Genomic DNA, 12,614 nt, shown 5'->3' on the forward strand with positions numbered 1-12,614 from the left:
GGTTCGCCATTACCGCGCCTCGAGCCTCCGGGTTGGTTTAGGGAGTTGCCGTGACATCCCCGAGCGACAAGGCCTCGCGTGATCTGAAGCCCGATTTTGTGGAGCGCCGCCAGTCAGTGCGCGTTCCACTCGCGCCCCTTGGAGAAGATGCCCGAAGCACCAATATTCTGACCCCGCTGGTCTTTACGACCGAAGAGCTGGAACCCTGCGCACAGTTTCCCACATGGCAACAGCACGTGGCTCCCCTCTATGATGTGCGGATGCCGGATGGTGTGAACGCCGAAGACGGTTTTGCCGTTACCCAGAAAGTCTGGGATCTGCGCGGCATGCTGCTGATAGAACAGACTGTTCCTCCATTCAGCTATGAACGTACAGCGGAAAAGGTTCGTTTCAGCCCGATTGATCACTGGCAGATCAGTTTTCTGCGAAGCGGTCGCACATGGACGGCGGTGGATGATCGTGTGGCGGAAAACGAGCCCGGCATGATCAATATCCGTTCGTTTGGCTATCCGTTTCGCGGTCGTGCGCTGGCAACGGACGTGGTGCTGCTGATCATTCCGGTCGATCATTTCGCCGGTCTGGGCGGTATGCCGGAAGCGTGCAACAATGCGACGCTCGGAGGCTATCGCGCCAAGCTGCTGATCGATTTCGTATCGACGATCCAGGCGGGACTTGACCATATCAGAAGCGAAGACCTGCCGGAGCTGCGCGACGCCCTGCGCCAGATCGTATTTGACACGATCGCCCCTTTGGTAAAGGAAAACGATGCGAGCGAACACAATGCGTCTCTCGGGGCCTCTCTGGGGTTGATGACCAAGGCCAGACGCTTCATCCAGAAAAATCTCACCTCCCGTGAACTCACGCCCGATGCACTGAGCAAGGAGCTCGCCATCTCACGCACACATCTCTATCAGCTGTTCGAAGGCTCGGGCGGGGTGCTCAACTATATTCGCCAGAAGCGTTTGCTTGCAGCACATGAGATGCTTGCGGATGCATCCGAAAACCGCAGGGTGTCCGACATAGCGCAGCTGTTTGGCTTCGATACGGCAGCCAATTTCACGCGGGCATTCACGCAGCATTTTGGCTACAGTCCGAGCAATGTCCGCAAGTCGCTGTCGCGAAACGACGGCATCAGCGACAGCCAGTCTGACGCGAACCGCTCCCTCACTTTCTCAACCCTGTTACGCACGCTGGCGACATTCGATACGTGATCCTCTGGAGAGTGATCATTCCAACCGGAAAGGAGAATGAGTGGGACCGTTTGGGTGACAGTTTAATCGGGCGTTCTTAACCGAACGGGCGTTCAGCGGAGGCGATAACAAGGCCGCCCACGCCGATCCCACGCTGTCTCAAATTGCTTCCGCACGATCTGCTCAGCGCTATAGCTGACGGTTGCTAACGCTGTCACATAACCCAAACCACCCGCGCAAATGTGCGGCTTTCCCTTCGGCATAGAATATCGCTTTGCCAAACTCTGGAGCCAGAATAGTTAGCGCGCGCAGCGCCGCTTGTTGAGCCGGACCTTGATCCTGTCGGGAGAGGTACTTTTCGCCTTGTGGTCCGATGAGACGATGTGCGCACGCACGGTGCAGTCGCCGGCCAGAACCTCGAAATTATTGGAGCGGATATACATCACCGTATTGATCGGCTGGTCGGGCATTTTCTGCGCGACGGCATTGACGACAGCGGTGACTTCCTTCGCCCGTTGCTTCGAACTGCCATTGCTGGCAGCCAGCGCCGGGCTGAACGTGGATGAGAATGCGAATATGCCCGCAAGCAGAAAAGCAGCGTTAGCTTTCTTCATTGGCATGGCCTCCGATTGAGCTGGAATTGAATGGACCAACATAGGCCCCAATTGCGTCAATACCAGTGCCGGAAGGCTGGATTTAACCTCTTTTACCAGGTTTTTGTCTCGTTTATGCCGTTTGCGATGCGCTTGGCAGTGGTTACGACCAGAAGCAGGCAAAGGAACGGCTGCAGCCAGAAAATCCAGTCCGGGAGGCCGCCGTCAATAGCGATCCAGGCGCCGAGTACGCCGAAGACGACGGCGCGGTCGCTCTTGCCCATCGGACCGTCATAGCGGCGGCTCGCACCCACGGACGCACCGGTAACGCCTGTAAACTCCGTCAGGGTGGCCAGCAGTATAATCGCAAAAATCCAGGGCGCTGACAAAGGTGCGATGATCGCAAACGGTGCGTACAGCGCGGCATCGGAGACGACATCGCCAATCTCGTTGAGATAGGCACCGAGCGTCGATTTCTGCCCATGTTCACGCGCCAGCATTCCGTCGACGGCGTTCAGCGCCATGCGCAGGAACAGCCAGATCGGGACGAGTGCAAACCATGCCGCCTTTCCACTCCACGCCAGAAAAGCGCCAAGTATGACCGAGACGAGCGCGGCAGCGACTGTAACCTGATTGGCCGTTACACCGCCTTCGGCAAGTCGCACGACAAGAGGCCGCAGTAAATTCTGGAAACGCGACTTGAGTTGATAAACCGACATCAAGAATCTCTTGGGAAACGAAGAATAAGTATTGAACAGCTATTTGCGGTTCGCTCCAGCTCGTTTATTCAAACATTTGGTTTCACTCAATAGAAATTGGGGGCAATTGTCCCATGAGGAAACATCTGGAGAGGGGATGGCATGAACGAGCACGCTACAAACCGGCATCGCGCGGCGCAGGAAAGCCAGTTCGTCACCCATGACGGCACGTCGCTATTCTACCGTTTCTGGCCATCACTCTCCGACAAGCCGAAAGGCGTGATTGTCCTCCTGCATCGCGGTCATGAACACAGCGGACGCGTCGCGCACCTCGTTGATGAGCTGGGGCTGGACGACTACGCCTTCTACGCATGGGATGCGCGCGGCCACGGCCAGTCGCCGGGCGTGCGTGGCTTCTCGCCCTCATTCGGTGCGTCGATCCGTGACCTGGATAGTTTCGTAACCCATATCCGACAGGAAACCGGCACCGCCATCGAAGATGTGGCGATTATCGCGCAGAGTGTTGGCGCGGTGCTGGCCGCTGCCTGGGTGCATGATTATGCGCCGAATATTCGGGCGCTGGTGCTGGCTTCACCTGCCTTCGACATCAAGCTCTATGTGCCCTTCGCCAAGGAGGGCATCGGCCTGTGGCAGAAGCTGAAGGGCACGTTCTACGTCAATTCCTACGTCAAACCACAGTTTTTAACTCATGATCCGGAACGCATCGAATCCTATCGCACCGATCCGCTGATCACGCGGCCCATCGCATCGCATATCTTGCTTCAGCTTTATGAGGCGGCAAAGCGCGTGGTGGACGATGCGCGGGCGATCACCGTTCCGACGCAACTGCTCATTTCCGGTAGCGATTTTGTCGTGCGTACCGCACCGCAACATCGCTTCTTCGAGAATCTCGGCAGCCGCATCAAGGAGCGGCATGTGCTGAAAGGCTTCTACCACGACACGCTGGGCGAGCGGGATCGCAAGCCGGCCATCGAACGCATCCATGATTTCATCGAGGCTCGTTTTGCAGAAAAGCCGCAGCGCGCTGATCTGACCGAAGCGCATATTGCTGGCCACACGCGCGACGAGGCTGACCGGCTGTCCAGCCCGCTGCCGCTTCTGACCGCGCAGGGGCTTTACTGGGCGTCGACACGCGCTTCGATAGCCTTCGGCGCATTGTTTTCGGAAGGGTTGAAAGTCGGCAAGCGCACGGGCTTCGATTCCGGTTCCACGCTCGATTACGTTTATGAGAATGAAGCGCGGGGCCTCGGGCCGGGCGGCAAGCTTATCGACAAGCAGTTTCTGGAAGCCATCGGCTGGCAAGGCATCCGGCAGCGCAAGGTGCATCTGGAGGAACTGATCGGTGCGGCGATCAAACGGCTCAAAAGCGAGGGCCGCTCGACCAATATTCTCGACATTGCCTGCGGCCATGGCCGTTATGTCATCGATGCGGTGGTGCGTGCTGACGAAATGCCGGACAGCATTCACCTGCGGGATTATTCGCCGATCAATGTGCTGGCAGGCAACAAGCTCATCAGGGATCGCGGGCTGGAATCCATCGCTCATATGGAAGAGGGCGACGCTTTCAATGCGGAAACCCTCGCGGCGGTCACGCCTAAGCCGGACCTCGCCATCGTGTCCGGTCTTTATGAACTCTTCCCCGATAATGCGCTGATCAATCGTTCGCTGTCGGGGCTTGCCCGCGTGCAGAGACCCGGCTCATTGCTGATTTACACCAACCAGCCATGGCATCCGCAGCTTGAAATGATCGCGCGGGCACTGACCTCGCATCGCGGTGGCGAGGCATGGGTGATGCGCCGCCGCACGCAGGGCGAAATGGACCAGCTTGTCGAGAAGGCAGGCTATCGCAAGCTCGAACAGCGCGTCGATCAGTGGGGCATTTTTTCCGTATCGATTGCAGAACGCGTTGGAGACGGCGAAGCGTGACCACGCAATTAACGGAAGTGGATGGATCTTCACGGTGGTCAGTGATCCGCCGCGCGGTCCTTTGGCTTCTGTTTCTTGGCCCCTTTTTCTATCTGACCTACGGTACGGCGAACTGGTTCGCATCGCAGCAAAGTCACGTACCGAACCTTGCTTTCGAGTGGGAACACCATGTTCCCTTCATCGCGTGGAGCATCATTCCCTATTGGTCGGTCAATCTGTTCTATGCGATTGCGCTGTTCGTCAATGACAGCCCGGAACAGGTCGACCGGCTGGCAAAGCGCTATCTCACCGCGCAGATCGTCGCTGTTCTCTGCTTTGTCGCTTTTCCGTTGACCGCAACTTTCGTAAAACCGGCAACAGCCGGGCTTCCGGGTTTCATGTTCGATGTGCTTGGCGGCTTCGACAAACCCTTCAATCAGGCGCCATCGCTGCATATTGCGCTCTTGATTATCATCTGGGACCAGATGCGCCGCATAATGGGCGACGCCATGCGCGTGGTCTGGCATGTCTGGTGTCTGCTGATCGGTCTGTCGGTGCTCACCACCTATCAGCACCACGCGGTCGATATTCCGGCAGGCGCGTTGCTTGGCCTGTTTGCCCTATGGCTTTTTCCGCGCAGCGGTCCTTCGCCGCTCGCGGGCTTTCGTTTCAACTTTGATACGAGAGCCAAACGAATCGGTTTTTGTTATCTGGCGGGTGCAGTCCCGTTTCTGGCTCTGGCAATCCACGGCTTGTCCATCACTGGTTATGCGATTTTCTGGCTCTGGCCCGCGACGGCACTTGCCGTCGTCGCTCTTGGCTATCTCGGTGCCGGTGCCGGCATTTTCCAGAAACAGACAGATGGATCGGTCAGCCTCGCAAGCCGCTGGCTGCTTTGGCCCTACCGGCTTTTTGCCCGACTGAACGTGCGGTTCTGGACACGCAAGCTGCCGCCGCATGTCGAACTTGCCGACGGAGTGTTTCTTGGACGGTATCCAAAACCAGCGGAGCTTTCCCCCTTTGCTGCCGTCGTTGATCTTGCCGCTGAAATGGTGCCGCCACGCCATTTGCCAAGTCATTCAATTGAATGGAAAAGCTTTGGCGCGCTTGATCTGGTCGCGCCGTCATCCGAAACAGTGCGACTGGCATCCGATGCCGTTGAAGCTGCGCGCCATCATGGTCCGGTGCTCATCTGTTGTGCGCTTGGTTTTCAGCGCAGCGCCGCGGTTGCAGTCGCGTGGCTCGTCTCTACTGGCCGCGTCGCCAGTGTGCGTGAGGCCGAAACGCTGATCCGCTCCAAGGGCTGGCCTGTCCATCTGCATCGTGCCGAGGGGGTGGCATGAATTCTCCGGCAACGTCCATCGCGATTGTGTTGCGCCGCAATGCCGTTCTCGGCATCGCGGTCGCCGTCGTGCTGCTTGCGGCCGGGCCCTTCATGCGCCCGGTGCATGATCTGGCTTTCTGGCTGATCTGGCCGCTGCTGTTGGCGAGCGCATTGATCGTGCTGGGTATTGCAGCGCATCTTCTGTTCGATGCTGCGCTTTTCAAGCTGATCGCCGGTTCCGGTGAAACGGGATTGGGTGAGGTAGATAGCATTCTTGAGCGCATGGGTTTGCGCTCCAATGACGGCACGGTCCGTCCACTTGCGAAAAGGATGGAAGGCTCGCGACGGATCATGGGGCGTCTGTGTTTCTTCATGGGGCTTGGTATTGTGCTTTTCATTCTGCTGGCCACAGTGCCATTGGGGCAGCCATTAGGATGGGGGCTGTGACATGCGGGAACTGGTTCGCCATCAGGTGCAATCGATTTTCGGTTCGTTTCTGGCAATCCTGTCGCGCGGGATAACCGGCGTGCGACCAATCTGGAGCGGCACTGGTCCGTCGCGCAATCAGCGTATCTATTTTGCCAACCATACAAGCCACGGCGATTTTATCCTGCTTTCCTCCTGTCTCGATCAGGAAGAACGCGCGCGCACCCGTGCTGTCGCTGGTGCCGATTATTGGCGGGGCAACCGCGTGCGCCAGTTCATGGCGGAAGTTCTGTTGCGCACCGTGCTTGTCGAGCGCAACTGGGTGGAACGCACGCAAGACCCGATGGAAGTGATGCTGAAAGCGCTGGCCGATGGCCATTCGCTCATCATCTTTCCCGAAGGCACACGCAACATGACCGATGAAGCGCTGCTGCGCTTTCGTTCCGGCATCTATAATCTGGCGCTGTCGCGTCCTGATGTCGAGCTGGTGCCCTGCTGGATCGAAAACATGTCGCGTGTGTTGCCCAAGGGCGCAATGCTGCCGGTGCCGCTGCTGTGTCGCGTGATTTTTGGTGCGCCGGTGCAGCTTCGCGACGGCGAGGACCGCAAGGAATTTCTCGCCCGCGCTCGCCAGAGCCTTCTCGATATTCAGCCTCAGAATGGTAATCACTCATGAGTGAAACAACCCGATTATTCCTTGGCCTCATGGGCGTTCTGATAACGGCAAGCGCCGTTGCCGGTGTTCTTTCTTGGCGCGCCCCGAAGCCGCTGTCATCCACGCTGGTCAATCTCAATGCCCGCATCAAGGCATGGTGGATCATGGTTGGCGCCATGTGCATCGCCTTCCTGTTCGGCAAGGGCGGCGTGATCGTGCTGTTTGCGCTGATCTCGTTTGCTGCGTTGCGTGAATATGCAACGCTGACGCAAACACGCCGCGCCGACCATCACGTGCTGCTCGGCATGTTCCTGCTGGTTATCCCGGTGCAATATTATCTGATCTGGATCGACTGGTACGGGCTCTATTCCATCTTCATCCCGGTTTATTGCTTCCTCGCCATGCCGGTTCTGACAGCACTTTCCGGTGACACGTCGCGCTTTCTGGAGCGCATCAGCGAACAGCAGTGGGGCATCATGCTCTCGGTCTATTGCATCAGCCATGTGCCCGCGCTGATGACGCTGGATATTCCCGGTTTCGATGGCAAGAAGCTGCTGCTGATCGCGTTTCTGGTGGCCACGGTGCAGGGCAGCGATGTGCTGCAATATATTTTCGGAAAGCTGTTCGGAAAATATCGGATCGCGCCCAGTATATCGCCATCCAAGACATGGGAAGGGTTTGTGGGCGGAGTGGCTGCAGCCTCACTTCTGGGGGCAGGTCTTGCATGGCTGACGCCGTTTTCGCCGGTTCAGGCGGGTGCACTTGCTGCAACTTCCTGCATCATGGGCTTTTTCGGCGGGCTGGTCGCTTCCGCCATCAAGCGTGATCGCGGCGTGAAGGACTGGGGACACATGATTGAAGGACATGGCGGGATGCTTGACCGTGCCGACAGCCTCGTTTTTTCGGCGCCTGTCTTCTTTCACATCGTGCGTTACTTCTGGACGTGAGACGATGTCCTGTCAGGGGAGTTTCAAAGTGATGAACTGCGAAACCTGACTGTGGTTGAAGTTGTTGTCGGAAGCGAGGATCAGCGTTTTCTTGCCGTCAACCATCGGCCCGAAGGTGACGGCCTCGATATTGTCGATGTCGAGGCCGAAATCGCCTTCGTTGAGCTGGAGGAGAAGTTTCTTGCCGAGCGGTGCCACCGACTGATTGGCCAGTGAGGGCACATTCTTCACATTGCTGGTGCAGTCGAAGGATGCGCGGTAAAGCGAAATGCGATTGCCCACGCCCATGGCGAAGGAGCGCTCGACAGTGAGGAGATCGTTTCCGTCGGCAATGAATTCCGACAGGCCGTTATCGTTCCAGAAGGGCGGCAGCGTCGCCTTGGTGAAGATCGGGTCGGTGTCATAGGCAAATTCTGCCGTCACATTGCTCGAGGCAAGGTCAAAGGCGATGATGCGTGAACGGCTGCCGTGGTCGAGCGTCGCCTTGTCTCCATCCTGTATCAGGGCGTTTTCCGTTCCCGCCAGAAGCGTCTTTCCGTCCGGTGTGATGGTCAGGCTTTCAAAAGACAGATTGTTGCGGATGCCGCGTGTCTTGCTCTCGTCGGGGATGTAGGCTTCCGGCAAAGCAAATTCGCGAATGAAGCTGCCGTTGGTCTTTGCTTCGCCGATAAAAGGCCTGCCATTCCTATCGCCTTCGCTCGACCAGTAGAGCGTGCCTGTCTCCCCGTTGAAACGGATGCTTTCAGGGTCCACATCCTTCAGTCCAAATGGTTTGCCGGCCTTGTCCAGAAGCGTGACAGTTTCCAGAATATCAAGGCTTTGCACGCCGGAACCGTCGATGGCGAGCTTGAGCTTGTAGAAGCGCGCAGGTGCGTTTTCCGAGCGGTCGTCGGAAATGGCGTAATAGACATCCTCTCGCGGATCGTAATCGAGGCCGGAAATTCCACCGAATTCAATGCCGCCAATTTTTAAGCCGGTCGGCAGCGTGATAGCGCCGATAAGTTCCGGCTTCTGCATTTCCTGTGCTGAGGCGCTGGTGGCGAGGGCAAGAAACAGTGCAACAAAAGGTGCTTTCATGACGGATATCCGTTCGATCAGGAAAGTCACCGGATAGCTGTTCTGTTTGACAGGACGATGAAAGCCGGTCTCATACCCTGTCGGCGGTGCGTGTCGGTTCTTCCCTGTCGATCAGATGGGAAGGGGCAGCAAATTGCAGCAGCCTGTTCTTGTTCGTGATCTTGATCGCGGAGGCCTGCACGCTGACGCCATGCGAGCCAAGCGTCGCAAAATTGCGCGACAGGTTTTCCGGCGTCATGCCGAGATAAGCGGCAAGCGTCCGTTTTTCATAAGGGATCATCACGACCTCCGCGCCGTTGTTCAACAGCGATTCCTTGACGATCCAGTTGGCGAGGCGCTGCACACTGCTTCGAAGCTTCTGTGCCTTCAGTTCCTTGACCAGACGGCGATAGGAGCGTGCGGTTTCAAAAACGACGGCGCGCATGAAGCCTAGATCCTCGCTCATCAAATCCCGGACAAGGCTGGAGGGCACCATCAACACGCGGGTGGGCGTCAGTGTCTGCGCAGTCTGCAGGCACACGTCGTCATTGAGAACCGCGGCGAGAATGAAAATATCGTCGTTGCGCAATATCTCCAGCGCGGTTTCGCCGTCATCCGATTTCGCCGACATCAGCACGAGGCCATCGAGGATCGCGAACAGAAAGTCCGCAGGCTCGTCCTCCTTGATCAAGGTCGTGCGCGGTGGAAATGACTGCACGAAGCTCGGACGCATGATCCGCTCGAATGTGGCATCTGCCATATCCATGAAAAGCGGCAGATTTCTCAGCGCGTCGATATCTTCCTTCCGCATTAAACCTCCCTCTTAGGATCAAGTTTTTGTTGGCCTATTATGCTTGATTAATATCAATTAGGCAATGCGTATTAATCAATACTTCAGACAAACTAAATCTATTTTTGGCGTTAACTCACGAATATCCTAAATTCAACTTGAATAGTCCGGCGATATTGATCTTAATCAATGTATTCATCTGAAAGTCGACGCATAAGTGCAAGCGAAACCTTCCATGGTATTCAATTCGGAGTACGCCTATGCAACATGTCGCAGGGGAAAATCCCAGGGCGCAGACTACCGCGCTGGCGATGAGTACGACCGCATTCACAGTCTGTTTTGCGGTCTGGACCATCTTCGCAATCATCGGCATTGAAATTCGATCCGAGCTTGGCCTGAGCGAAACGCAGTTCGGCCTGCTCGTCGGTACGCCTATTCTGACCGGGTCGCTGATCCGTGTCATCCTGGGCATCTGGGCGGATCGCTATGGTGGCCGCGCCATCTTCACGCTGACCATGCTGGTCTCGGCGGTTGCCACCTGGCTTCTGACCTATGCCACCACCTACCCGCAGATGCTGATTGCAGCACTCGGCGTCGGCGTGGCGGGCGGGTCGTTCTCGGTCGGTGTTGCCTATGTCTCGCGCTGGTATCCGCCTGAAAAGCAGGGCGTGGCGCTCGGCATTTTCGGCGCGGGCAATGTTGGCTCGGCGGTGACGAAGTTTTTTGCGCCAATGGTCATGGTCGCATTCGGCTGGCATGCGGTTGCCGAAATCTGGGCGGCCGCGATGGTCGTCATGGCACTGATCTTCTACTTCACCACGAGCGACGATCCGGTTCTGGTCGAGCGTCGGCGCACAGGTGAAAAGCCAGCCAGCACGTTGATGGAGCTGGAACCGCTCAAGAACGTGCAGGTCTGGCGTTTCTCGCTTTACTATTTCTTCGTCTTCGGCGCTTTCGTGGCTCTCGCGTTGTGGCTGCCGCAGTATCTGATCCATGTCTATGGCGTCGATATCCGTCTGGCGGGCATCATCGCGGCGTTCTTCTCTGTCCCGGCCAGCCTTTTCCGCGCCTATGGCGGGCATCTTTCGGATGTCTATGGCGCGCGCCGGGTCATGTACTGGACCTTCGCCGTTTCGCTGGTCGCGACATTCGTATTGTCCTATCCACCAACGGATTACGTCATCCAGAGCGATAACGGTCCGCTTGCTTTCCATGCCGAAATGGGTGTGATCGGCTTCACCATCACCGTCTTCATTCTCGGCTTCTTCATGGCCTTGGGCAAGGCCGCCGTCTTCAAGCATATTCCGGTCTATTATCCGGGCAATGTCGGCTCCGTCGGCGGTCTGGTGGGCATGATCGGCGGTCTTGGCGGCTTCATCCTGCCGATCCTGTTCGGCGTGCTTCTGGACCAGACCGGCCTCTGGACAAGCTGCTTCATGCTGCTCTTCGTCATCGTCGCGGTTTCCTTTGCGTGGATGCATGTCTCGATCCGCCAGATGGAGCGTGCAGCCGAAGGCAAGACGACGGAAGAGCTTCCGCCCTTTGCCGAACTGCAGGGGCTCAAGAAGGCCGAAGTCAAACCTGCAAAGGGCGATTCTGTTCTCACCGACTGGCGTCCGGACGATCCGACCTTCTGGGAACAGAAGGGAAGGAAGATCGCCAAGCGCAACCTGTGGCTTTCGATCCCGGCACTTCTCCTATCCTTCGCCATCTGGCAGGTCTGGTCCGTGGTGGTGGCAAAGCTGCCGCTGGTGGGTTACCAGTTCACGACCGACCAGCTATTCTGGCTGGCGGCGCTCCCCGGCATCTCGGGCGCGACCTTCCGCATCTTCTATTCCTTCATGGTGCCGATCTTCGGCGGCCGCCTTTGGACCACACTGACCACCTGGTCGCTGGTCATTCCGGCCATCGGTATCGGCTATGCCGTGCAGAATCCGAATACGCCTTACTTCATCTTCCTGCTGTTGGCGCTCTGCTGTGGCTTCGGTGGCGGCAACTTTGCCTCCTCCATGTCCAACATCTCGTTCTTCTTCCCGAAGCATGAGAAGGGCAATGCGGCGGCGCTCAATGCTGGCCTCGGCAATCTCGGCGTCAGCGTCGTGCAGTTCGTCGTTCCGCTCGTCATCACTGCCGGTATCTTCGGCAAGCTTGGCGGTGATCCGGCAATGGTCGCGACCGCATCAGGCGAAGCCCCGCTCTGGCTCCAGAACGCCGGCTTCATCTTCGTGCCGTTCATCGTCATCACTGCTTTCGCCAACTGGTTCGGCATGAACGATATCGCCTCGGCCAAAGCATCGTTTGCCGATCAGGCCGTGATTTTCCGCCGCAAGCACAACTGGATTATGTGCTGGCTTTACACCGGCACGTTCGGTTCGTTCATCGGCTATTCGGCTGGCTTCCCGCTGCTCACCAACATCCTGTTCCCCGAGGTCAATGCGCTTCAGTTCGCCTTCCTTGGACCTTTGGTCGGCGCGCTGTCGCGGTCGGGTTCGGGCTGGCTTGCCGATAAATACGGCGGCGGGCGCGTGACCATCTGGGCCTTCGTCCTGATGATGATCGGCGTGGCAGGCGTGCTGTATTTCGTCGGTATCAAGGATCAGCCGAATGCTTTCTGGGGCTTCTTTGCTTCCTTCGTGCTGCTGTTCTTCGCAACCGGTATCGGCAATGCCTCCACCTTCCAGATGATCCCGGCGATCATGTCGAAGGAAATGGTGCGGCTGATGCCTAATGCCAGCCCGGAAGAACGCCGTCATGAAGCGGACAAGGAATCTGCGGCCATCACCGGCTTCACCTCGGCCATTGCTGCCTTCGGCGCCTTCTTCATCCCGAAGGGCTACGGCACCTCGATCAGCATGACCGGCGGACCGGAAGCAGCACTCTGGGCCTTCCTGATCTTCTACGTGACCTGTCTCATTATCACCTGGGGCGTCTACACCCGAAAAGGCGGTCTGCTTTATGACGTCGAGCGCCGCAACAAGACAGCCGCTGCTGCTGCCTGAAGAAATAAAG

At 57.5% G+C, this 12,614-nt stretch carries 11 protein-coding genes; 7 read left to right on the forward strand and 4 right to left on the reverse strand.

The window, feature by feature from the left end; translation table 11 throughout:
- The first annotated feature begins 50 nt into the window (after positions 1 to 50).
- Entirely contained in the window at positions 51 to 1,211 is a 1,161-nt protein-coding gene (locus HWX93_RS07020) for a helix-turn-helix domain-containing protein (protein WP_109986694.1), read from the forward strand.
- Between the two features lie 278 nt (positions 1,212 to 1,489).
- Here the strand turns inward: HWX93_RS07020 and HWX93_RS07025 are convergent, their stop codons facing one another.
- Both HWX93_RS07025 and HWX93_RS07030 read right to left on the reverse strand, forming a co-directional pair.
- Positions 1,490 to 1,804 carry a hypothetical protein gene (locus HWX93_RS07025; RefSeq protein WP_109986695.1) on the reverse strand — a complete coding sequence of 105 codons (315 nt, stop codon included), beginning with the start codon at positions 1,802 to 1,804 and terminating at the stop codon, positions 1,490 to 1,492.
- 92 nt (positions 1,805 to 1,896) lie between these two features.
- On the reverse strand, positions 1,897 to 2,502 hold the full coding sequence (locus tag HWX93_RS07030; protein ID WP_109986696.1) for a CDP-alcohol phosphatidyltransferase family protein: 606 nt from the start codon (positions 2,500 to 2,502) through the stop codon (positions 1,897 to 1,899).
- A gap of 141 nt (positions 2,503 to 2,643) precedes the next feature.
- Between HWX93_RS07030 and HWX93_RS07035 the strand changes: the two genes are divergently transcribed.
- From HWX93_RS07035 to HWX93_RS07055, 5 genes are read left to right on the forward strand one after another with little or no spacing between them, the layout of a single operon-like run.
- Complete coding sequence (locus HWX93_RS07035) at positions 2,644 to 4,428, forward strand: bifunctional alpha/beta hydrolase/class I SAM-dependent methyltransferase (protein ID WP_109986697.1); 1,785 nt, start codon at positions 2,644 to 2,646, stop codon at positions 4,426 to 4,428.
- Entirely contained in the window at positions 4,425 to 5,750 is a 1,326-nt protein-coding gene (locus HWX93_RS07040; protein WP_109986698.1) for a phosphatase PAP2/dual specificity phosphatase family protein, read from the forward strand. Before HWX93_RS07035 ends, HWX93_RS07040 begins: the two co-directional genes overlap by 4 nt.
- A complete protein-coding gene (locus HWX93_RS07045) occupies positions 5,747 to 6,178 on the forward strand; it encodes a hypothetical protein (RefSeq protein ID WP_109986699.1) in 432 nt (143 codons plus the stop codon). Before HWX93_RS07040 ends, HWX93_RS07045 begins: the two co-directional genes overlap by 4 nt.
- 1 nt (position 6,179) lies before the next feature.
- Positions 6,180 to 6,833: a lysophospholipid acyltransferase family protein gene (locus HWX93_RS07050; protein WP_109986700.1), complete on the forward strand. Its 654-nt coding sequence runs from the start codon at positions 6,180 to 6,182 to the stop codon at positions 6,831 to 6,833.
- A complete protein-coding gene (locus HWX93_RS07055) occupies positions 6,830 to 7,759 on the forward strand; it encodes a phosphatidate cytidylyltransferase (protein WP_109986701.1) in 930 nt (309 codons plus the stop codon). Before HWX93_RS07050 ends, HWX93_RS07055 begins: the two co-directional genes overlap by 4 nt.
- A gap of 12 nt (positions 7,760 to 7,771) precedes the next feature.
- On the opposite strand, the gene HWX93_RS07060 is transcribed toward HWX93_RS07055, so the two are convergent.
- Entirely contained in the window at positions 7,772 to 8,836 is a 1,065-nt protein-coding gene (locus HWX93_RS07060; protein ID WP_109986702.1) for an esterase-like activity of phytase family protein, read from the reverse strand.
- Positions 8,837 to 8,906: 70 nt separating this feature from the next.
- On the reverse strand, positions 8,907 to 9,626 hold the full coding sequence (locus HWX93_RS07065) for a cyclic nucleotide-binding domain-containing protein (protein WP_109986703.1): 720 nt from the start codon (positions 9,624 to 9,626) through the stop codon (positions 8,907 to 8,909).
- 239 nt (positions 9,627 to 9,865) lie between these two features.
- On the opposite strand from HWX93_RS07065, the gene HWX93_RS07070 reads away from it, so the two are divergent.
- Positions 9,866 to 12,604 carry a nitrate/nitrite transporter gene (locus tag HWX93_RS07070; protein ID WP_109986704.1) on the forward strand — a complete coding sequence of 913 codons (2,739 nt, stop codon included), beginning with the start codon at positions 9,866 to 9,868 and terminating at the stop codon, positions 12,602 to 12,604.
- The last annotated feature ends 10 nt before the right edge of the window (positions 12,605 to 12,614 follow it).

The organism is Brucella tritici, assembly GCF_902825325.1.
In the GTDB taxonomy this organism is placed as follows: domain Bacteria; phylum Pseudomonadota; class Alphaproteobacteria; order Rhizobiales; family Rhizobiaceae; genus Brucella.

Coding starts and splice junctions, on each gene's coding strand:
- HWX93_RS07025 (WP_109986695.1), bottom strand. CDS start 1,804: ATGAAGAAAGCTAACGCTGCTTTTCTGCTTGCGGGCATATTCGCATTC.
- HWX93_RS07030 (WP_109986696.1), bottom strand. CDS start 2,502: ATGTCGGTTTATCAACTCAAGTCGCGTTTCCAGAATTTACTGCGGCCT.
- HWX93_RS07035 (WP_109986697.1), top strand. CDS start 2,644: ATGAACGAGCACGCTACAAACCGGCATCGCGCGGCGCAGGAAAGCCAG.
- HWX93_RS07045 (WP_109986699.1), top strand. CDS start 5,747: ATGAATTCTCCGGCAACGTCCATCGCGATTGTGTTGCGCCGCAATGCC.
- HWX93_RS07050 (WP_109986700.1), top strand. CDS start 6,180: ATGCGGGAACTGGTTCGCCATCAGGTGCAATCGATTTTCGGTTCGTTT.
- HWX93_RS07055 (WP_109986701.1), top strand. CDS start 6,830: ATGAGTGAAACAACCCGATTATTCCTTGGCCTCATGGGCGTTCTGATA.
- HWX93_RS07060 (WP_109986702.1), bottom strand. CDS start 8,836: ATGAAAGCACCTTTTGTTGCACTGTTTCTTGCCCTCGCCACCAGCGCC.
- HWX93_RS07065 (WP_109986703.1), bottom strand. CDS start 9,626: ATGCGGAAGGAAGATATCGACGCGCTGAGAAATCTGCCGCTTTTCATG.
- HWX93_RS07070 (WP_109986704.1), top strand. CDS start 9,866: ATGCAACATGTCGCAGGGGAAAATCCCAGGGCGCAGACTACCGCGCTG.